We start from the raw sequence: 20,346 nt of genomic DNA, 5'->3' as shown, positions 1-20,346 counted from the left end.
CCGCCCCCCCATACCAACCCCCCCACCCCTCCAACAACCATTTAATCCCGCCCGTACCAGCCACCTCAACATCAACCCCGGCGAGGGTCCCGGCCGGGCGAACCCGGCCGGGACCCTCCTCGCGGGGAACCGCGAAACCGTCAGCTCCCGAAGTCACCCGTGGCGACCCCGGCCGCGTAGCGAAGCCCGCCGTACAGGTGGGCGCGGAAGTTCGGCTCACCGTAGGACTCGATGGTGTGGCCGAGGCCGGTGTACCAGGACCGGCCGCCCTCGTACGTCCGGTACCAGGCGATCGGGTGGTCGTCTCCCATCGACCCGCCGGAGTAGGTCGACTCGTCCAGCGTGGCGAGCACGTGGACGGTGGAGCGTGGGTTGGTGCGGTAGTTGTACAGCTCGTCGGTGCGCACCCAGGTCGTCGGCAGGTGAGCCGTCGAGGGGTGCGCGCCGTCCTCCACCCGCACGGTCACCTGCTGGATCTCGGGGTGGGAGGAGAAGTAGGCGCCGACGAGGCCGCCGTAGAAGGGCCAGTCGTACTCGGTGTCGGCGGCGGAGTGGACGCCCACGTATCCGCCACCGTCCGCGACGTACGACTCGAACGCCGTCTTCTGCGCGGCGTCGAGCACGTCGCCGGTGGTCATCAGGAAGACGACCGCCCGGTATCGGGCGAGGTTCTCGGCGGTGAAGACACCGGCGTCCTCGGTGGCGTCGACGGTGAAGCCGTTCTCGGTCGCGAGCTCGCCCAGCGCGGCGATGCCCGCCGGGATGGAGTCGTGCCGGAACCCGGCCGTCTTGGAGAAGACCAGAACCTCGTATGCCGGATCAACGGTCATAAACGGAGCACCCAGACCAATCGTGACGACGAACATCGCGGTGATCACCGCGATGTACTGCGTACCCTAAATCCCCATTTTTCATAAGAAGTAGCTGTATCGCGTAGATCGCTGGGTGCCGTACCCCCGCGCGTGGCGGAGCCGGACAGTCGGGATCCCGTTCGGTGAGGCTCGCCCGCGCCGGTCGGGGCCAGATGGCCGCGATCGGATAAACCAGTCGAAGCCGAGGCGGACCAGCCGGGATCATGACTTCCATGACGTTCCACGACGACAAGGACGGAAGCCGATCCCGTCAGGAGATCCTCGCCGAGTTGCACGACTCGCTGGATCGGCGGTACCGGCCCGAGGACGTCGCCGATCTGGTGCTGCGAGCACTGGACGGGCAACTGTCGCGGCGCGAGCGTACGGTGTTGGAGCGCGCGGCCAGGTACTCCTCCCGTCGCGCGGACCGGTTCTCCTCGATGTCCACCGATTACGCGAGGCCGGTGGGCGGTGCCCGGCAGGTCGCGGCGGCGAGCCGTCTGTTCGAGCGGTCGGTGGAGGTCGACCCCGACGTTCCCGAGTCGCTGCTGGAGTTCGCGGCGAACATGGGACGCGAGATCCGGTGGACGCCGGACCGCGGTGACTTCCTGGCCGACCGGCTCAACCGGGACGCCCGGGAGGCCGCGGGCATGGACCTGTCCAAGCGGCAGTACAACCGCCGGTTCAGGGTGCTGCGCCGGGTCGCCGCCAAGGCGGGCACGCTGGGTACCGAGCAGGCCAAGCGGCGTCTGCTCATGGTGGGCGTCACGGGATTCGGCGCGGACATCCCGCTGGAGCGGTTCGTCTCCGACGCCGACGCCGCGTGCTTCGTGGCGTACTACACCGCGCGCCGCAAAACGCGCCGGAAGTTCAGCCTGTCCGGGCGGGAGAACCCGTTCGACGAGATCGCGTCGATGCTGCTCGACCGGTGCGCGGACCGGAGCGACTGGTGGATGATCGCCCAGGTACGCACGACTCCCGACATCCTTGGACGCCTGACCGACGAGGAGCGCGGACGGCTGCTGGGCCAGTGGTCGGCCGTCATGCGACACAGCGCCGACGTGCTACGCGCCCGCTGGAACCCCGGCACCGACCGCACCACGATGATCGTACGGCGCGGGCACGACTCCACCACGTGGAACAATCTGGCGGTCGCCTACAACGCGGCCCGGGCTGGCTGGTTGGCCTGCCTGACGTCGCTGGACGCGTTGGAACTGCTGGAAGTGGCCTGTCCGGGCAAGGTGATGCGCCTGATGGCCGCCGATCTGGCCGCCTGGCATCGCGAGACCGGCGGCGACGTCGATCCCGACACCGCGGTGTGGGCGGCGCTGCCGCTGCCCTGGGAGGTGCTGGACGGCACCGCGGCCTGCCCGCGGGTCACCGTGGAGGCGGCCTGCCGTACGGCCGGGCTGGACCCGGAGCGGACGGGGTGGACCGCGCCCGCGGCTCGACGTGGCGTCGCGGTGTTTCGGCCGACGCCCGAACTGGTGCACGGGGTGACCGTCGCAGATCCGGTGTGGGCGGCCCTGCTGCGGCGTGCCGGGGTGTTCAGCGGCAAGGGCGTGAAGCCTGAACTGGCCGCCGACGCCCACCACGGGCTGGCCTCCGGAGTCGTGGTCGGTGATCTGCCCGCCGCGGACCTCCCGGAGAAATAGGCCGGCCACCCCGCTGAGGGTCAGCGCCGGCGCCACCGGGCTTCGGATCGGGTGAGCGCCGGTGCGAGCCCGTCGGCGCCACTGATATGCCGGTATGCCGGTATTTCGGTGGCGTCCGCCGGGTGGCAGCGGGCACACTGGGGTGCGGCCCGCTGTAGCTCAGTGGTAGAGCGCCTGGCTCTTCATCCGGGTGGACGCCGGTTCGAGCCCGGCCGGCGGTGCCGTACACGATGGATGCGCCTCGTGGTAGCTCAGTGGTAGAGCGCCCGGCTCTGGGACCGGGTGGACGCCGGTTCGAGCCCGGCCGACGAGGCCTTCCACCGAACGCTCCGGGCACCGATCGTGTCGCCTCCCCTCCGGGCGAAGTCCTCCTCCGGCGAGGTGGTGGACGAGCCGATCTCCGCGCGATCCCGACCGCGCGAAGACCGGACTTCTTCTCGCGGGTGATCCAGGAGCCGACCAGGCTCCCTCCACGTCCACCGAGGGCCAACGGCCGCGTGGGGAGGAGTGCGCCCCGGGGGCATCCCGACTGGGACTCATTCCAGTTCCGTCAGCAGGGGCGGAACTGCTGCACCCTCCACTCGCTGGTCGGAGTCATGTCACGGTGACGGTGAGTCTGCTGGTGTCTCCTCCAACTCCGTAAGTTCGTCCTCCAGCATTTGCAACCGGCTACGAGCCACGCGGATTTCTTTCCGAAGATCCTCCGCGTACAGTCTCCGATAAAGAGCGGTGCCCTCATCGAGATGAGTGAAGACCTCGATGCCGTCGCGATGGCACGCAACCCGATCAACCAGCAGCGATCGGCCGAGATCCGTCAACACGCCATCATCGCGCGACGACCCGCCGCGCCAGGGCTCCCGCACAAGTGCATCCAGGCCGGCCACCGCGAATACTCCGTGTTCCTTAATCATCCCGACCTGCTCCAATCGCGCCACCAGGTCGGTGCGCTGCCGAGAAAGAGCCGCGTCTGCCTTCGCCGCGCCGATGTGCGCATCGTAAGTTGCGATCTTCGCCGTGAGATGGTCGGCGTAGGCGACCAGAGCAGCGGGAGCCGGTGCCAGCTCGGGTGCAGTCACCCAGAAGAAGCGTCCGTTGAGCGTGTCGAGCAAAACGCGGTCGACCACACGATGGACGTCAGTCTTCTCCTCGTGGTGGAAACGACCATCCGTATGTCGGTGCTCGCACGCATACACCGAGGGCACATCCGCACGGCTTTCCCTCTCGTGGAGCGCCATCCGCCGACCGCACAGCCCACACCGAACGTTGAGGCTGAGGTCCATGGGCTGTGGGTTCGCCTCATCGAAAGCCCGCAGCGCGGCGGTCACCGCTCGCCAGTCGTCTGCCCGGGTGCCGTAGACCTCACTCCAACAGGAGTCATCCTCAGCGATCAACGAGGCGATGAGGGCAAGCGTGTCGTATTCGACCTCATTCCACTGTTTCCATACCTCGTAGGTCTCGTCATCCCAGGCCATTCGGCCGTGCATTGGATTGATCCGGCACCGGAAATCGACCTTCAGCGTGCGCGGATCGAACGACACGTCGGCTTCTGCCGTGCACGTCCTGTCCTCACTGCAACGAGTCACGGCGCTCAGGACGTCGGCGGATCGTCTTTCAGCCCGCTGCCGCTCCTCAGCGAGCCTCCACTCCCACCCATCGAGGATCGCCCGTGCCCGCTCATCGAGCGCATCAGCAGCACTTACCCGAGCCACCACAACGCGTTCGGCCTCAGCTCTTCGCTGCGCCGCCTCCAATCGTGGGGGCAGCAACAGCACCAGTTCCTCGACACTTGCGATCTCCTCCGGTTTCAACGCAGGCAGGTCCGCGCCGCCGCATGTTCGGCACACCCGCTCGTGATGGCGATGTCCCCGAAATTCCTTCAGGCTCGTGGTTGTCGGTTCCGCCGCATGTTTTCCCCGCTGTCGGCAGGAAGGGCTGTGCGAGCAGCCGTTCTCTTTCACCGAGTAGGTGATGGCTATTTGCCCCAGAGGCCCAAGCTCGTCAAGGGTGAGCAGCGGAGAGAACAGGATTTCCGCAGCCTGCAGGCTACTCTTCCCCGCCTGATTGTTGGTCACGGCTCGTTGACCTTTCCGCCCGGCATCAGACTTCAGGGTATGCCCGTCAGCGCCGTCTTTCCTGTGATTGACAGAAAAGGGCTCTGTTGGGTCTCCCCGGAACCGGCCACTTCTCCTCCAACACCACTGCGCCCAACGCTGCCCCTCAAGTACGTGGCGAGACCGAAGGGAACATGATCGTTCCTACGGTTGATTCCACGTAACTTGTAAGGCGCTCAAGCGCCAGATGTTTGGCCGAGCCAACCTCGACCTCCTCCGCAGAGAATCCTGCTCGCCCACTGACCAGCCTCACGGCCAGTCACGGGTTCGCGATCTCTGCGCCAGAGCCAGAAATTCCTAACCGTCCACAGTCCTGCTCGACACGCAGAACTGTTTCCTGTTTCCTGCGAAGTTGGAAACAGGAAACCTCACCAACGACCTTGCCTGCCCGGTGCCGTTGCGACAGCCTTGTTGGAGCGCTCCCGGCTGCTCGGACAGGCCGTGATGGAGATTCACATGGTCGAGCAGTCGCCCCACTTCGGCGGGGAGCTACGGAAACGCCGACTCACTGCCGGTCTCTCCCTTACCGATCTGGCAAAACGGGTCAATTACAGCAAGGGGCAGCTCAGCAAAGTAGAACGCGGCCTACAAAGACCAAGTCGGCTGCTGGGGGGACTGTGCGACGCGGCGCTCGCCGCGGACGGTTCCTTGATCGCCTTACTGAATGAGGAAATCACCGATGCGGAAGGCGTCACGACAAACGCCAGCAACGCGGCCGGATGCGAGGAGGTGTGGCTGATGGGGCTGTCCCCGACAGGAGGAAGCTGGTTCCAGTCCGTGAACCGACGGCAGATCATGACCACGGGCGCAGCGTCCCTCGTGGGACTCGCGGGCATCGGCATCGGCGGGCGGGTGACGGGCTTCACGATGGAAGGGGAGTCGCTCCTCTCAGCGTCTCGGTCGATCTTTAACGAATACCGCAGGCTCGGCCAGTTGGTCGAACCGGGACTTCTCCTGCCCGCGCTCATCGCGCAGACCCACAGTCTGCGTGAATACGCTGAGCAGGCCGATCCGCGTACCCGTCGAGCCCTGCTGCTGCTCGACTCCCGGTACGCGGAGTACGTCGGCTGGCTGGTGCAGGAGACGGGTGATGAGCAGGCCGCCCTCTGGTGGACCCGCCACGCCGTCGAGATGGCCGCGGTCGGCGGCGACCACGACTTCGCCGCCTACGGCATGGCCCGGCACGCCCTGGTCACGCTCTACCGTAACGACGCCGGACAGACAATCGAACTCGCCCAGCGCGCGCAGAGCAACACGGTTTTGCCCAGAATCCAGGGGATCGCCGCCATGCACGAGGCACAGGGACATGCCCTGGCCGGAAACCGCACCGCCTGCATGGCCGTTCTCGACCGGGCGCGCACGTTACTCGACTGCCCCACTACGGACGAAGACACTCCAGTCCTTGGCTCCGCGAACCTCCCTGACCCGGTGACCATGATCACCGGCTGGTGCCTGTACGACCTGGGCCAACCCCGCGAGGCGGCTGAGATCCTCGGCGCCCAACTCACCCGAGTGCGGCCAGAGGCGCTGCGCACCCGAGTCCGCTACGGCGTAAGGCAGGCGCTCGCGCACGCAGCGGCGGGAGACGTGGACCACGCCTGCCGTCTGACAGGCAATCTGCTGGACGACGCGGCAACCCTGAAATCCGCAACGGTAGCCATGGACCTGCCCCGGCTCGCACGCATTCTCACCCGATATCCGCGTCACCCCACCGTACGTGAGATCGTCCCCCGTCTCAGCGCCCTGACAACCACTGGCCTCCTCTAGGAAAGCGATCCCTCGTGTCTGAAGTCTTTATCAATTACCGCACCAACGACGGCGACAAGACCGCTACAACGATCGAAACCAAGCTCGCCGACCGCTTCGGCAAAGAGCAGGTGTTCCGGGACCGTTCCTCGATCAGGCCCGGCGAGCACTTTCCACCCAAGCTACTCAACACGCTCCGGAGCAGTTCCGCCGTCGTCGCCGTCATAGGCCCTGACTGGGCCCGCTCCCCTCTCCTGCGCGACGTGCACGATTGGGTGCGCCGAGAACTCGCCGAAGCGCTCGCCTGCCAGATCCACGTCATCCCCGTCTTCGACGGCCACGGTATCCAACCGCTGAAGGCCAAGGACCTACCAGCGGACCTCGCCCGGCTGGCCGAGCTGCAGTGCTTCGAACTCGGCGGCAGCCACACCCAGGACCAACTCGCCAAACTCGGCGACCTCCTCGCGGACCTGGTACCCAAGCTCAAGGAGACGGATCGCCTCGGCAACCGCTCCAGCGGGCCGGACGCGGTGGCGAACTCTGTGCACGACAGTCACGGCCCGACCGTTCAGGGCCGCGATCTCAGCGGCACGTTCCACATGGGAAAGGGCGACATCAAGCAAGACACCCATGACACCTACAACACCTACGGCGGTTCACACTTCTCTGGCCCCGGAGGCACTCATGTGGCAGGCGACAACTACAGCGGCATCAACCACAGGTTCGGCGACTCCGCCACGAAGGAGGAGAAGGGGGACGACAGCCGTTGAGCGACCAGATCACCAACAACATAGAGCGCGCCCAAGGGAACTTCCTGCTCGGTAAAGGTGACATCGCCGGTTTTCTGAAGGATTCCAGCGGGAGAACGCCGCGTGGTCTTGCCGATGACCATTTTGTGTGGCTGCGGCGGAACTTCGTGTATCCCCAGGGTTTCGCACGGGCTCGCCGCATCATGGGCGAGTACAGGACCGTATTCCTTCATGGCATGCCGGGGAGCGGGAGAAGGACTGCGGCCACCATGCTGCTGCATGAGCTGCGCGTGGAGACCCGGACGTTCCAAGAGCTACTGCTGCAGGACAACCGTCCCTATCTGGACCTGGACCAGGTGGGCAACGGAGATCTGCTGTTGCTCGATCTCATACCCTCGAAGGAAATGGACTGGCGCGAGGTCGGCGACGAGTTGGGGGCGCTGCGTAAGACCGTACATGAGCGAGCCGCCCATCTTGCAGTAGTCCTGCCCGACCATGCGGATAGAACCCTATCGTCCGAGCTCCGGCGGCTGCTGGTAGAAATAGCTGCTCCAGCAGCCGGCGAGGTGCTGCGCCGCCATCTTCGATCAGAAGGCATCGTCATCCTGCCCGATCAGCCATGGCCGGACCCCATCCTTCGCCACCTCCGTACCGGTCCGTCTCTGGACCAGGTCGCGTACTATGCCGACCTTGTGGTCAAAGCGAGGGCGAAAGACGGCGGGTGTGGTGATCTACAGGAATGGTCGAAGGCCGCTCAAGACTCACACTCGGCGCTGGTCGACGGGTTACGAAGCGAAGAGGGCAAGCCGGAGGGCCGCACGCAAGCCCTGCTGATAGCCACGGCGATGCTGCACGGCGCACATGCCGACGATATCCACCAGGCGAGCAACTTACTGCTCAAAGCGGTGGACCATGACGATGACGAACATCCGATTCTCGAGCGAAAAGACCTCTTAACCCGCTTCGACCATATCGCTGCAGATATCAAGCCACATTCCGGAGAAGTCTCTTTCCGGTCATTCGGCTACGACTACGCCGTTAGACGGCACTTCTGGAGACATGTTCCAGAAATTCGCGAGCCCCTCTGGAAATGGGCACGGGAAGCAGTCACCATTGCCGGGCTGGGTCAGCGTGAACGGGACTCCCTGGTCGAACGGTTTACGGAACTCTGCCTGCACGAGCGTTACCGGCCCATGCTGATGTCCCTGGTCAAAGACTGGTCCGCTCGGCAGACCGACATTCATCTGCGCGCGGCGGCCTTGACCTTGAAGAAGGGACTTCTGGACGAAGAACACGGCCGGTTCTTTCGTCGGCAGATCTACGAATGTGCCACAGAGGGAATACCGTCCCACGGTCTCCGCTTCGTCCTGGTGCGAACATGCCGCGACGTCATCGCCGTACGACATCCCGACGAGGCGATGGTCCGGCTCCACCACCTGGCGCGCAGGGAACACGACGGAACACTCGCCCGTGACGCACTCACCGACCTTGCTGGCAGCAAGCGTAGGCATCACTGGTTCATGTTGCGCAGACTGGAGGAGGGCCTTCGACGCGAACGGCCCTGGCCGGCCGACTTCGACCTCTTTCATGACCTCACCGTCCCGGACACCCTCACCGCCCAAGGACAAAACGGCCACGAACTGCTCGCGGATCCGGAGGTGAGGCAACGGTTGACCAATGGGTGGCGTGCCGTCTTCACGCACCGCATGGAGCGAGTCAAGGGCCCGCGAGTACATGATTGGCTCATGGCCGCACGAGATCGCGAGATACAGCGGCACGCACTGCTCGACGTGCTCGTGTCGGCGGCCACTCCCCGCATTCAAGTCCTGGCACCGCTGTACACCACCGCACGTGACCTGCCGTACGCCACCGAGGAAGAGCGGCAACGCGGTGCCCTCCTCACGGAAACCTTGCGACAGAAGGTCTCCGCAGCCACCAAGAACTACAGGGAAAAGGAGGGACGGACATGAGCCAGGGGCGCGAGACGGTGAACCTGTACTTCTTCACCATCGGCGCGGTGTTGCTGGCCGGCCTCATTTATTTCGCTCCATGGCCGTTCTGGGCGTCGGCTCTACTGGTCGGCGCGCTGGTGACGAGCGCGATACTGGTCGCGCGGACGGCCAGTCGCGGGACAAAGCCGGACCTCGCCCCTGCCTACTCGTCCTTCGTTCCCGTCACTGAACCGGAACAGGGACGCAAGCAGGTGGCGGAGATTCCTCTGCCGAGTTCCGCCAAGGATTATGATTTCCTGCTCTCGGCCACGGTGCTGTGGTCTCCCGCCGAGGAGACCACATACGACGTCCCCCTAAACCTGGAAGGCGTTGCCGTCCAGGCCATCATTGAACGTGCCAGAGAAGTGACCGAACAGTGGCCGCCGGAGCAGGTGAACCTCGTCCAGTACGAGTTGAGCGGCACGCTGGGACGCGTGCAGCCGGTAAGCCCAGGCGAAGTGCACGCCATGGCACAGGATGTCGTCCTCACGCTCGCGGACGACGATCGAAAGCGCCTGGACATGCTGGCGACCCAGCGCAAGGAGATGGCCGTCTGGGAACAGAATAAGCAGGCTGAGCAGAGCAGGCGGCGGTATCTCAGCGAGGACGTCTTAAGAAGCCCCGGCGCCGCGGTCGTCTGGCATCTGGACAGGCACGGCGAGCAGGTGGAAAAGACGGTGAATGACATCGTACAGCTGACCCAGCTCTCCCTCGCGGCGCACGACAAACTTCCCGACGGCTACGGAGCCGATCCAGCGCGTCTGCCGTACGAAGGGTCCGGTTACGAGCCCACGGGGCACACGTCGACGGCTGATCACGTCGGCGCCATGCTCTTCACCGTCGGCTTCGAGGACACGGACCAACAAGCGCTCTTCGCTGCTGAACTGGCCGACCTGTTCGCCAGGTACGGCAGGCACAACATGGCGAACGATCTGCAGCGACGCTTTAACCAGCCGCAATCCCGTCCAACGTTCGATGAGAGCCTCGGGACATCAGATGCGCCAGACGCCAACGGCACTGGTCCGGCGACAGATCGGAATGGCTCGGGTGCCACCTTCAACGGCGACGCAAGGACCACAAGCGGAGATGGTGCAGGTCGTCCTGAATGACCGGAATCGGTGGGGACGCGCGACAATATCATGTGCTGGAACCGTGCCGAAGAGCAACCGCGGAAGACCTTCGAAAACCAAGAAATCCCAGCTCAGCGTGCCGAGCTGGGATTTCTGTGCGGTGCGCCGCCAGGGACTCGAACCCCGGACCCGCTGATTAAGAGTCAGCTGCTCTAACCAACTGAGCTAGCGGCGCTTGCGACGGAGGTAACTCTAGCAGCAGCCTCAGCGCACTCGCACCCCGGTTGATCCCGGCCGCCCCTGTCCGGAACCTCATATGGATCACCCGGAGTCTGACCCGACCCTGAGCAGACACAGGGCTGGATGATCCCCCAACTACCCGGACCCGCCCTTGAACAGACGCGGGGCCGGACAGTCCCCCAACTGTCCGGCCCCGGCCTCTTCGCGGGCTTTGCCGTCGTCTCCCCCAAGACTCGGGCGGCTCCGCTCAGGAACGCGATCCCCCTCGCGTTCTTATCCGGTGAAAAGTCTCTGCAACGCTCCCCCCGGGCTTCGCAGACCCCTCGACCTGCAACAACACTACCTAGTCAAATGCAACGGGCGCGTCATCCAAAGGTTGATTTTGCGCCTACACCCAACCTTGACCCGGTATCACCGAAGCGCCGTCAGCCCTGCGGGCACGGGGAAACGTGCCGTCGAGGGAGGCGATCGCATTGGTTCGGGGTCGGTGGCGCATCGGTTGGGGCGCCCGGCGGGGGTCGTCAGGGGAGTTCGAGGTTGATCTCGGTATTGTCCTTCAGAGCGCGGCTCACCGTGCAGTACTTCTCCTCGACGCGGTGGGCCACGGCGCGGAGGACCTCGGCGGCCTTCTCGTCGCCCTCGGGCAGTTCCACGTCGTAGGTGATGGTGATCGGCCCCAGCCTGGACGTCTCGATCTTCTCGGCCTGGACGGTCATGGCGAGGCGGACCAGGCGATGGCCGCGCTGGGCCGTGAGCGGCTCCACGGTGACGATGTTGCAGCCGCCGAGCGCGGCGAGCAGCAGCTCGACGGGGGTGAACATCCCCTGCTCGTCACCGCCGCCCATCGCGACCTCGGCTCCGCGGTCGTTGCGCGCCACGAACCCGTCCTCGGTCCGCTCCACTCTCACCTGTGCCATGGCGTCCCTCCCCTGAGAACCTGCCGATCACCCTACAGAGGCTCGCAGGCGGAGGAACGTCCGGGTTGAGGCGGGAACGGGACTCGCCTCAGGCTTCGGGATGTTTGGAGAGGTATTCGATGTAGAACGGCCGCAGCGCCTCTCCCAGCTCTCCGTGGCCCGAGGCCATCGCGTCGCTGAGCAGGGCCGAGACCTTGCTGAGGTCGTTGGTCGTCTCAGCCTCGCTGCCCGTGGACGCGTTCGCCGCGGGGATCAACGTGAGCAACTCCCACAGAAAACCGAGATCTCCGTGGTGCACGGCGTAGTGCACCGCGCGATCATGCAGTTCCTGGGCCGACAGCGTCTCAAGCTCGTCCGTTTCCAACAGACCCACCCCCTCACGCCCCTTCTGCCCCGAGAATATGACCATCATGCGCAATTGACGGTATGCACCGTCAGCGCGTCGGCCGGGGCGACGTTTTTCCCGTGGTGGCGCCGCGAAAGCATGTCGATGAACGCCCGAAGGGCGTTCATCGCCCGTCGACCATGGTCCCAGCTGAGATGATCTTGGTCTCACAGAGTCATGGGGCCACTTCGTCGATCATGTCCGCCGACCTGGTTTCCGCCCCGGGCCCGGCTTCCGTCCCCGGCTTGGGTTCCGTCCCCGGCCCGGCTTTCATCGCACCGGCTTTCGTCCCCGCGCCGGTCCCGGGACCGGGCTTGGGTGGAGGGCCCGGCTTCGGCGGAGGCCCCGGCTTGGGAACCGGCCCCGGCCTGGGCGGAGGTCCCGGCTTGGGGACAGGACGCGATTCGGTCCCGGGTTCCGCGCCGGGCTTCGTTCCGGCTCCCTCCCCGGGACTCCTCCCGGCCCCCGTCCCGAGCCCCCTCCCGGGTTCCACCCCGGGGCTCCTCCCGGCTCGCGCGGACGGCTCCCCCTGTCGGTCGGCGGACGATCGGTTATCGGACATGATGCGGCCCTCCTCGGCGATTCGTGCTCCTCACCTGGGACTCTCCCATCCGGCGGAGGGCCTTCCCGCCGAGGAACGGCACGCCTGACAGGATCTCGCCACTTTCATGACCGCATACGGTCACGGATGCGAAACTCTCCACGGGAGCCGGGGGCGGCTCGCCGTCCCGTCGATCGGGGCGACCGGTGCCTCCGTGTCACCCGGTGACGATCGGAGCCGCAGATGCCGGGGCGATACAGCAGACTCCCTGTTATACGCATATATCCACTCTCAAGATGTGGACCTATCGCCCGTCCAACCATCCATGCGAGGATGCCGAAACGTGAAAATACTCATCAAAATAGTGGTCGTAGCAGCCGCTCTATGGGCGGCGACCCAACTCGTGAGCGGTATCGCCGTGTCCGCGGCGAGCCCGGCCAAGGAGATCGGCACGCTCGTCGTCGTCGCCCTCATCTTCGGGGTCGTCAACGCGGTCCTGAAGCCGATCATCGCGACGCTCGGCTGCGCCTTCTACATCCTCACACTCGGCCTGTTCGCCCTGGTGGTCAACGCCGGTCTGCTGCTGCTGACCAGCTGGATCGCCGAGCAACTCCGGGTTCCCTTCCACGTCGACGGCTTCTGGGCCGCGTTCTGGGGAGCGATCGTCATCGCCCTGGTCAGCTGGCTGCTCGACCTGATCTTCGACGCGATCGTCGGCGACTGAGCGGATGACCTTCGTCCTTGACGGCGCCCACCTGACCTGCGAGCAGGTCGACCGGGCGGCCCACGGCTCCGGGATCGCGCTGGGCTCCACCGCCCGCGCGCAGGCGGCGTGGCGGATGGCCGGCCTGCTCAACGGGCCCGTGTACGGCCGGACCACCGGGGTGGGCGCCAACAAGGACGTGGAGACCGAGGACACCGGCCTGGACCTGCTCCGCAGCCACGCGGGCGGCGCCGGACCCACGATCGAGGCGTTCCGCGCCCGCGCCACCCTCGTCGTCCGTCTCAACCAGTTGCTGGCCGGCGGCTCGGGAGTCGACCCGGCCCTCCTTCCCGTTCTCGCCGCCGCCGTCAACCTGGGCCTCACCCCGCCGATCCGCACCTACGGCGCCATCGGCACCGGCGACCTCACCGCCCTCGCCACCACCGCGCTCTGTCTCCTCGGCGAGCTTCCCTGGACCCGGCCCTCGGACACCGTACGGATCGAGGCACCAGCCGGGGACACCCGGAATCCTTCGACCGAGGCCGAGACCGGAACCGAAACCGGGACCGAAACCGGACCCCAGGCCGGAGCCGGAGCCGGGACCGACACCCGAGCCGGGACCGGCCCCCAGGCCAGAGCCGGGACCGGGGACACCCGGTCCTGGGAGCGAGCCGAAGGCGGCCCTCCGGGGACGCGGCCGGGGGATCCCGTACCCCGGTTCGCGCTCGCCTCCGTCGACGCGCTGCCGTTCATCAGCTCGGGCGCGGCGACCCTGGCGGACGCGGCGCTGGCCTGTCACCGTCTGGGGGTCCTCCTGTCCGCCGCCACGGCGGTCGCGGCCCGTTCCTTCCGGGCGATCGAGGCCTCGCTCGAACCGCTCTCCCCCGTCGTGCAACGCGGCGCCGAGCAGACCGAGGTGGCGGCCGGGCTGCGCGCCCTGGTCGGCTCCACCAGCCCGCGCCGCGTCCAGGACCCGTACGGCTACCGGGCCTTTCCACAGGTCCACGGAGCCGTGCTCGACGCCCTCGGACGAGCGGAACGAACGATCACCGAGGAGATGAACGCGGCTCCCGAGAACCCGCTGATCGCCGGTGGCCGGGCCTGGCACAACGGCAACTTCCACTCCGCGCGGGTCGCGCTCGCCCTCGACGCCCTGCGGGCCGCGCTCGTGCAGACCGCGACGCTGAGCGCGGCCAGGCTCGCCACCCTGAACGACCCGGCCAACACGGGCCTGCTCCCCTTCCTCGCCGAACGTCCCGGACTGTCCGGGGTGATGATCCTCGAATACGTCGCGCATTCCGCCCTGGCCGAGCTGCGCCACCTGGCCGCCCCGGTCACCCTGGGCGGCGCCGTGCTCTCCCTCGGCACCGAGGACCACGCGAGCTTCACCCCGCAGGCGGCCCGCTCCGCGCTCGCCGCCGCCGAACCGCTGGAGATCGTGCTGGCGTGCGAGCTGGTGGCCTCCGTACGAGCCCTGCGGCAGCGCGGCCTGCCCTGCGACCTGCCGCTCGATCCGGCGATGCGCAACCGCCCGCTGGACGCCGACCTCGACGCGGCACGCGGGCTCCTGCCCGGTCTCGTCCCCTGAGACCTCCGAGTTCTTCACGACCCGTGAGGTTCACGTGGCCGGGTCAGCCCACCGAGCCGCGTTCGCGGAGCTGGGGGGCCTGGACGATACGGCGGCGGCGCGTGGCGGTGCCGTCGGCGGCGGCCACGACGATACGGACGGCGGCGCGGACGATGCCGTCGATGTCCCAGTCGACCGTGGTCAGGCCGGGGGTGAGCAGGCCCGACATGGGGTGGTCGTCGTAGCCCATCACGGACACCTCGAACGGTATGCCGAGCTTCCGCTCGGCCGAGGCGGCGTAGACGCCGTAGGCGATCGAGTCGGCGAAGCAGAAGAACGCCCGGTGTCCGGCGTCGAGCATCTCGCCCGCGACCCGGGTGGCCGGTCCCAGCGACTGCGAGGCGGTGACCATCTCGATGTCGAGTCCCAGCCGCCCGGCCTCGGCCATGACGTGCACGTCCGCGGGCCGGTCGGGGGTGCTGGCCCGGGTCGAGGTGAGGACGGCCAGGCGCCGGTGCCCCCGCTCGCGCAGATGCTCCAGGGCGAGGGTCACCCCGGCCCGGTTGTCGAAGACGACCTCGCCCGCGGCGCGTGCCCCGGCCAGCGCGTCACCGATCGACACCACCGGCAGCCCCTCGCACAGCTCGGCCCAGAGCGGCGCCGCGGGATCGACCGGCTGCACGATCAGCGCGTCCACCCGCTGGTCGCGGAGCTGTCTGGCGAGCGTCTTCTCCCTGGCGGGGTCTCCGGCGGCGTCCAGGATGAGGGCGTACCGGTCGTTGTCCTTGAGCGCGCGGCCGATGCCCACGGCGAGCGCCTGCTGCCAGAGATCCTCCAGGGAGCCGCAGAGCAGTCCGATCATGCCGGTCCTGCCGCTGGCCAGGGCCCGGGCGATCGGGTCGGCCTCGTAGCCGAGCTCGGCCGCGGCCCGGCGCACCCGTTCGATGGTCTCCTCCGACACCTGCATGCCACGCAGGGCGTAGGAGACAGAGGCCGGCGACAGACCGGTGGCCTTCGCCACCTCACGGATGGTCGCTCGTTTCCGGGGCTGGGGCATCGGTCCAGCCTATTCCCCGGGACCTTCGGGGGCGCGTTCCCCGCGCGATCAGAGGCGCCGAAGGAAGTCGGGAGATGTCGGGAGGTATTGACACGATGCCGGGTGAAGCGGTTCACTGAAACGGTTCACTGAACCGTGTCACTGTTGGATGTGGCAAGGTGAGAGCGTTTACCCCTATTCTAGGTAGGGAATGCCGCGAAGCGTGGAAGGAGGAGATCCGTCGTGACCGTCGACGTTCACCAGCATCTGTGGACGCCCGCGTTCGTGGACGCGCTCAGACGGCGTACGGCCGCGCCCCGGCTCGACGGCTGGACCCTCCATCTGGACGGCGAGCCCCCCTACGAGGTCGACCCCGCCGATCATGACCTCGCCGGACGCCTCGCGCTGAACGCGGATCTCGACCTCGCCCTCGTGTCGCTGTCCAGCCCGCTCGGCATCGAGTCCCTGCCCCCCGAGGACGCCTGGCCGATCATCGACGCCTACCACGAGGACGCCCTCGCCCTGCCCGCGCCCTTCGGCGCCTGGGCGGCGACCTGCCTCAGCGAGATCGCCCCCGCCAGGCTCGCCAAGACCCTCGACACACGAGGCGACGCGCGAGACGACGCCCGGCACGGTGCACGGAACGCGACGGGAGACGACATCCGCAACGGCGTACGGGACGACGCGAAGGACCGCGACACGGCGGGCGGCACGGAGAGTGGCGTCGAGAACGGCAGGACGGACGCGCGACCCGGACTCGTCGGGCTCCAACTGCCCGCGACCGCGGTGCGCGACGCCGCGGGCCTGGCGAGGGTCGCCCCACTGCTGGACGTCCTCACCGAGCGCGACCTGCCGCTCTTCGTGCACCCGGGACCCGCCACCGAGCCGGAGGGGCCCGGCTGGTGGCCCGCCGTCGTGCCGTACGTGCAGCAGATGCACGCCGCGTGGTACGCCTTCACCGCCTTCGGACGGTCCCGCCACCCCCGCCTGCGGGTCTGCTTCTCGCTGCTCGCCGGGCTGGCACCGCTCCACTCCGAGCGCCTGGCCAACCGGGGCGGCGAGGGCCGGGGACAGGTCGATCCCGACCTGTTCCTGGAGACCTCCTCCTACGGCCCGCGCGCCGTCGACGCGATCGTCCGCGAACTCGGCGTCGACGTCGTGGTGAGCGGCTCCGACCAGCCCTACGCCATCGCACCCGACCCCGCGCTCGGCGACGCCGCCTGGCACGCCATCGCGGTCACCAACCCGAACCGCCTGCTGAACGGAAAGGAGTCGCGCAAGTGAACCAGTACCAGGGCCGCGAGAGCTGTGCGCTCCCGGCGACCGGAGCCGCGAGCCCGCCGCGCGCACGAGCCGCCCGGCCCGCCGACCGCGCCATTCACACCGGACGAGTGGACATCGCGGTCTCCGGACCGGTCGGCGGTGAGACCTCATGAGCTACGAGGCCCTGCCCGCTCGCGCCCTCGACCGGCGCGAACTCCTCGACCTGGTCAACGAGCTGGCCGCCGACCCGTCCCGGTGGCAGGACCAGGTGGAGTTCCCCGAGGAGGGGGGACGCCACTTCGCCTCCCTCTACCGCGACTCCCACGTGGACGTCTGGCTGCTGTGCTGGCGGCCCGAGGACGACACCGGCTGGCACGACCACGACACCTCCTCGGGGGCGGTCCGCGTGGTGGCCGGGACGCTTCTGGAGTGCAACCCCCGCATCGGCGGCGAGCACCTGGAGACCGTGATCTCGGAGGGCGAGTCCTTCTCCTTCGGCCCCGACCACATCCACCGGCTGACCGGCGCGGTTCACGGCAGCGTCTCGATCCACGCGTACTCGCCGCCGCTGTGGCGCCTGGGCCAGTACTCCATCAGCGACAGCGGCGTGATGCGCCGCGTCTCGGTCAGCTACGCCGACGAGCTGCGTCCCATGGACGACGCCGAGCAGATGGCCGGCGTCGCCTGACGGGAGCCACCGGGTCGGCCCTCGCCGCCCGACTCGGTGCCGAGTGCCCCCGTCCTCGCCGCCCTCGCCGCCGCACCCGTCGTTCACGGGTGCGGCGGCCGTAGGACCGGATGCCTCACCGCGGACTCATACCTTCGCCACGTGGGTTTGACGGTCTAGAAGACGCGCGCCCTGACGGCGTTGGCCATGCCCGGGTCGTCGGCGAAGACGCCGTCGACGCCGAGGGAGTAGAGCCTCTCCAGCCAGCCCATCACGTTGCCGGTGGCGCGCGGGTAGGCCGGACTCGCCGGGTCACCGAGCCGGAAGTCCACCGGGAGCTGCGCGTTCTCGTTCCGCACGGTCCAGGTGTGGACCTTCAGACCGGCGCGGTGGGCGTCGCGGACGAGCGTGGTGGGCGGCAGGAGGCGGCCGTCGGGACCGGCGGGCACGATCCGCCTGGTGTCGACGCCGATGCCGTCCGCGTAGTCCGCCACGTCACGGAGCCCCTCGGGGGTGACCATGGTGTCGTAGGTGCGCGGGTCTCCGGCGGCGACCCAGTCGTACGGGGCGCCGGTGGCGGTGATGAGCTGGATCAGCGGCAGCCTGGTCTTCTTCCTCAGCTCGCGCAGGTTGGCGGTCTCGAAGGACTGGATGAAGACCGGGTCGCGGCTCCCGCGCCAGCCGTGGCGGCCGAGCACCTCGATCAGCGGCTCCTCCAGGGAGAGCCCGATGGAGTCGAAGTAGCTCGGGTGCTTGGTCTCGGGGTAGACGCCGACCCCGCTCCGCTTGGCGAGCGCGACGACCTCGTCGAAGGTCGGGATCTCCGCGAGTCCGTTGAAGGCGGTGTTGTTCGGACGCAGGTCGGGGATGCGCTCCTCGGCCCTGAGCGTCTTCAACTCGGCGAGCGTGAAGTCCTCGGTGAACCAGCCGGTGATCGAGACGCCGTCGATCGTCTTGGTCGTCCGGCGCCCCGCGAACTCGGGGTGGCTCTCGACGTCCGTGGTGCCGCCGATCTCGTTCTCGTGCCTGGCCACCAGCACGTGGTCCTTCGTCGAGACAAGGTCGGGCTCGATGTAGTCGGCACCCAGCGCGATCGCGGTCTCGTACGAGAGCAGGGTGTGCTCGGGCCGGTACGCGCCGGCGCCCCGGTGGCCGATGACGACGGGTTCGCGGCCACGGGGCTCGGCGGTGGCGGGTTCGGGTTGCTGCAGCACAACGGCGACGGTACCGGTCGTGAGGACCGCCAGCGCCGCGGACAGAAGCCTACGGATCATGTTCAGGACGCTAGAAGGCCCAGATGGCCGGTGGGACAACGACTCGCAAAGGAAACGGGTCGTGGGGACAGCGACTCGTAAAGGTACGGTTTCCGAGCCGGAGAGAAGCCGGAACGGGTGTCGGGCCGGGACGAACGAGTCCCCGGCGGGGCGTGAGCCGTCCCGGGGAGGACGGGTCCTCGGCCCGGCGGGGGCGTGCGTTCCGGGAGGGCGAGTCCTCGGCCGGGCGTGAGCCGTCCGCTCAGGCCGAGGAGGGTGAGCCCTCTGCCGGGTGTGAGCCGTCCGTGCCGACCACCGTGACCGGACGGCCCGCCAGGAATCCGGCTCCCAGTTGCAGGGCGCACGCGCCGAGCCCCGCCAGCAGCGGCAGTGTCCAGCCGCCCGAGAGCTGGTGGAGAGCTCCGATCAGGAGCGGTCCGAGCGCGGCCAGCGTGTAGCCGACGGACTGGGCGACGGCCGACAGCGCGGTCACCGAGACCGGGTCGGGCGCGCGGAGCGTGATGATGAGCAGGGCGAGCGCGATCGAGGCGCCCTGCCCCACCCCAAGGACGATCATCCACAGCCACGGCAGAGCGGCCGGCGCGAACAGCACGCCGAGGTATCCGGCGATCGTGAGAACGGTCGCGGCGGTGACGTACGGCACCTGTGACCGGGCGCGTCCCGCGAGCACCGGGACGGTCAGCGTGGCCGCGACCTGGGCCAGGTTGGTGAGGCTGAGCATGTATCCGGCCTGGTCGGCGGGGAGTCCCGCGTCCTTGAAGATCGTCGGTATCCAGGCCAGCATGATGTAGAAGGTGAGCGACTGTATGCCCATGTAGGCGGTGACGTACCAGGTCACCCGGCTGCGGAGCAGCAGGGCGAACGGCCTGGGCGCGGCCTCCTGGCGAGCGGGGCGGCGCAGCGCCTGTGGCAGCCAGAGCACCGCCGCGGCCAGTGCGGGGATCGCGGTCATCGCGGTCACCTCGCGCCAGCCGAGCCCGGTGGCCCGCTCGATCGGCACCACGGAACCCGACGCCAGGGCGGCGCCCAGCACCAGGCCGGAGACGTAGATCGCGGTGAACGGCCCGACCCGCGAGGGGAAGTGCTGCTTGACCACGCCGGGCATCGCGACGTTCATCACCGCGATGGCCGTACCGGCGACGGCCGCGCCCGCGTAGAGGGCCGGGACGCTTCCCGCGGCGCGCAGTGTCACCCCGGCCGCCAGGATCAGCAGCCCGGCCAGGAGTGTGCGGTCCAGGCCGAAGCGGCGGGCGAGCAGGGGGGCGAGCGGGCCGAGGACGCCCAGGCAGACCACCATGACCGTGGTGATCGCCCCTCCCCCGGCGGCGTTCAGCCCGAGATCGTTCATGATCTCGTCCAGCACCGGGGAGAAGCCCGCGAGCGCGGGCCGCAGGTTGAGCGACGCGAGCACGAATCCCGCGATGAGCAGAACCCGCGACGCAGACGACACCGGCGGCATCAACGGCGTCCCCGACGCCCGCGACACACTGACTCCCCGTTCGGACATTGCCCAACTCTCCCATAAGCCTCACGGCGCACCGTCAGGGGCAGTTGGGTCATCACAAGTGGGGGTCAGGACA

At 68.0% G+C, this 20,346-nt stretch carries 17 protein-coding genes and 3 tRNA genes; 12 read left to right on the top strand and 8 right to left on the bottom strand.

All coding sequences use genetic code 11. From position 1 onward, the window contains the following. Window positions 1-140 precede the first annotated feature (140 nt). Window positions 141-830: a ThuA domain-containing protein gene (locus ABT352_RS13005; protein WP_350944895.1), complete on the bottom strand. Its 690-nt coding sequence runs from the start codon at window positions 828-830 to the stop codon at window positions 141-143. Between the two features lie 254 nt (window positions 831-1,084). Here ABT352_RS13005 and ABT352_RS13000 point away from each other — a divergent pair, with 254 nt between their 5' ends. The 3 genes from ABT352_RS13000 to ABT352_RS12990 all read left to right on the top strand — a co-directional run bounded on the left by ABT352_RS13000 (window position 1,085) and on the right by ABT352_RS12990 (window position 2,821). Further along, window positions 1,085-2,506 (top strand): hypothetical protein, encoded by a 1,422-nt coding sequence (locus tag ABT352_RS13000; protein WP_350944893.1) that lies wholly within the window; start codon window positions 1,085-1,087, stop codon window positions 2,504-2,506. Window positions 2,507-2,654: 148 nt separating this feature from the next. Beyond that, window positions 2,655-2,727, top strand: a tRNA-Lys gene (locus tag ABT352_RS12995). Window positions 2,728-2,744: 17 nt separating this feature from the next. Beyond that, a tRNA-Gln gene (locus ABT352_RS12990) sits at window positions 2,745-2,821 on the top strand. A 284-nt stretch (window positions 2,822-3,105) separates the two neighbouring features. On the opposite strand, the gene ABT352_RS12985 is transcribed toward ABT352_RS12990, so the two are convergent. Next, on the bottom strand, window positions 3,106-4,578 hold the full coding sequence (locus ABT352_RS12985) for a hypothetical protein (protein WP_350944892.1): 1,473 nt from the start codon (window positions 4,576-4,578) through the stop codon (window positions 3,106-3,108). Between the two features lie 495 nt (window positions 4,579-5,073). Here ABT352_RS12985 and ABT352_RS12980 point away from each other — a divergent pair, with 495 nt between their 5' ends. Genes ABT352_RS12980 through ABT352_RS12965 form a run of 4 tightly spaced genes read left to right on the top strand, consistent with a single transcriptional unit; the run spans window position 5,074 to window position 10,212 of the window. Beyond that, window positions 5,074-6,384, top strand: a complete 1,311-nt coding sequence (locus tag ABT352_RS12980; protein ID WP_350944891.1) for an NsdA family TPR-like regulatory protein — start codon at window positions 5,074-5,076, stop codon at window positions 6,382-6,384. A 14-nt stretch (window positions 6,385-6,398) separates the two neighbouring features. Then, window positions 6,399-7,133, top strand: a complete 735-nt coding sequence (locus tag ABT352_RS12975) for a toll/interleukin-1 receptor domain-containing protein (protein WP_350944889.1) — start codon at window positions 6,399-6,401, stop codon at window positions 7,131-7,133. Continuing rightward, entirely contained in the window at window positions 7,130-9,082 is a 1,953-nt protein-coding gene (locus tag ABT352_RS12970; protein ID WP_350944888.1) for a hypothetical protein, read from the top strand. Before ABT352_RS12975 ends, ABT352_RS12970 begins: the two co-directional genes overlap by 4 nt. Further along, complete coding sequence (locus ABT352_RS12965; protein WP_350944887.1) at window positions 9,079-10,212, top strand: hypothetical protein; 1,134 nt, start codon at window positions 9,079-9,081, stop codon at window positions 10,210-10,212. Before ABT352_RS12970 ends, ABT352_RS12965 begins: the two co-directional genes overlap by 4 nt. A 122-nt stretch (window positions 10,213-10,334) precedes the next feature. On the opposite strand, the gene ABT352_RS12960 is transcribed toward ABT352_RS12965, so the two are convergent. From ABT352_RS12960 to ABT352_RS12950, 3 genes are all read right to left on the bottom strand, one after another. Continuing rightward, a tRNA-Lys gene (locus tag ABT352_RS12960) sits at window positions 10,335-10,408 on the bottom strand. Between the two features lie 526 nt (window positions 10,409-10,934). Beyond that, on the bottom strand, window positions 10,935-11,330 hold the full coding sequence (locus ABT352_RS12955; RefSeq protein ID WP_350944885.1) for an OsmC family protein: 396 nt from the start codon (window positions 11,328-11,330) through the stop codon (window positions 10,935-10,937). Window positions 11,331-11,418: 88 nt separating this feature from the next. Continuing rightward, window positions 11,419-11,703 (bottom strand): hypothetical protein, encoded by a 285-nt coding sequence (locus ABT352_RS12950; RefSeq protein ID WP_350944884.1) that lies wholly within the window; start codon window positions 11,701-11,703, stop codon window positions 11,419-11,421. Window positions 11,704-12,599: 896 nt separating this feature from the next. Here ABT352_RS12950 and ABT352_RS12945 point away from each other — a divergent pair. Continuing rightward, window positions 12,600-12,980 (top strand): phage holin family protein, encoded by a 381-nt coding sequence (locus ABT352_RS12945; RefSeq protein WP_350944882.1) that lies wholly within the window; start codon window positions 12,600-12,602, stop codon window positions 12,978-12,980. A gap of 4 nt (window positions 12,981-12,984) precedes the next feature. After that, on the top strand, window positions 12,985-14,547 hold the full coding sequence (locus tag ABT352_RS12940; RefSeq protein WP_350944880.1) for an aromatic amino acid lyase: 1,563 nt from the start codon (window positions 12,985-12,987) through the stop codon (window positions 14,545-14,547). A 43-nt stretch (window positions 14,548-14,590) separates the two neighbouring features. Here the strand turns inward: ABT352_RS12940 and ABT352_RS12935 are convergent, their stop codons facing one another. Then, entirely contained in the window at window positions 14,591-15,583 is a 993-nt protein-coding gene (locus tag ABT352_RS12935; protein WP_350944879.1) for a LacI family DNA-binding transcriptional regulator, read from the bottom strand. 222 nt (window positions 15,584-15,805) lie between these two features. Here ABT352_RS12935 and ABT352_RS12930 point away from each other — a divergent pair, with 222 nt between their 5' ends. From ABT352_RS12930 to ABT352_RS12920, 3 genes are read left to right on the top strand one after another with little or no spacing between them, the layout of a single operon-like run. Further along, window positions 15,806-16,846, top strand: coding sequence for an amidohydrolase family protein (locus ABT352_RS12930; protein WP_350944877.1), 1,041 nt, complete (start codon window positions 15,806-15,808; stop codon window positions 16,844-16,846). Continuing rightward, window positions 16,843-16,998, top strand: a complete 156-nt coding sequence (locus ABT352_RS12925; protein WP_350944875.1) for a hypothetical protein — start codon at window positions 16,843-16,845, stop codon at window positions 16,996-16,998. The genes ABT352_RS12930 and ABT352_RS12925 overlap by 4 nt, the downstream gene beginning before the upstream one ends. Next, window positions 16,995-17,513: a cysteine dioxygenase gene (locus ABT352_RS12920; RefSeq protein ID WP_350944873.1), complete on the top strand. Its 519-nt coding sequence runs from the start codon at window positions 16,995-16,997 to the stop codon at window positions 17,511-17,513. Before ABT352_RS12925 ends, ABT352_RS12920 begins: the two co-directional genes overlap by 4 nt. A gap of 155 nt (window positions 17,514-17,668) precedes the next feature. Here the strand turns inward: ABT352_RS12920 and ABT352_RS12915 are convergent, their stop codons facing one another. Beyond that, window positions 17,669-18,766, bottom strand: coding sequence for a glycerophosphodiester phosphodiesterase (locus ABT352_RS12915; RefSeq protein WP_350944872.1), 1,098 nt, complete (start codon window positions 18,764-18,766; stop codon window positions 17,669-17,671). A gap of 241 nt (window positions 18,767-19,007) precedes the next feature. Then, on the bottom strand, window positions 19,008-20,273 hold the full coding sequence (locus tag ABT352_RS12910) for a CynX/NimT family MFS transporter (protein WP_350944871.1): 1,266 nt from the start codon (window positions 20,271-20,273) through the stop codon (window positions 19,008-19,010). Between the last annotated feature and the right edge of the window lie 73 nt (window positions 20,274-20,346).

The sequence above is a fragment of the Streptosporangium sp. NPDC000563 genome, assembly GCF_040299985.1.
GTDB lineage: Bacteria > Actinomycetota > Actinomycetes > Streptosporangiales > Streptosporangiaceae > Streptosporangium.
Note: the sequence above shows the minus strand (reverse complement) of the source record. Positions and strands in the feature narration are given on the sequence as shown.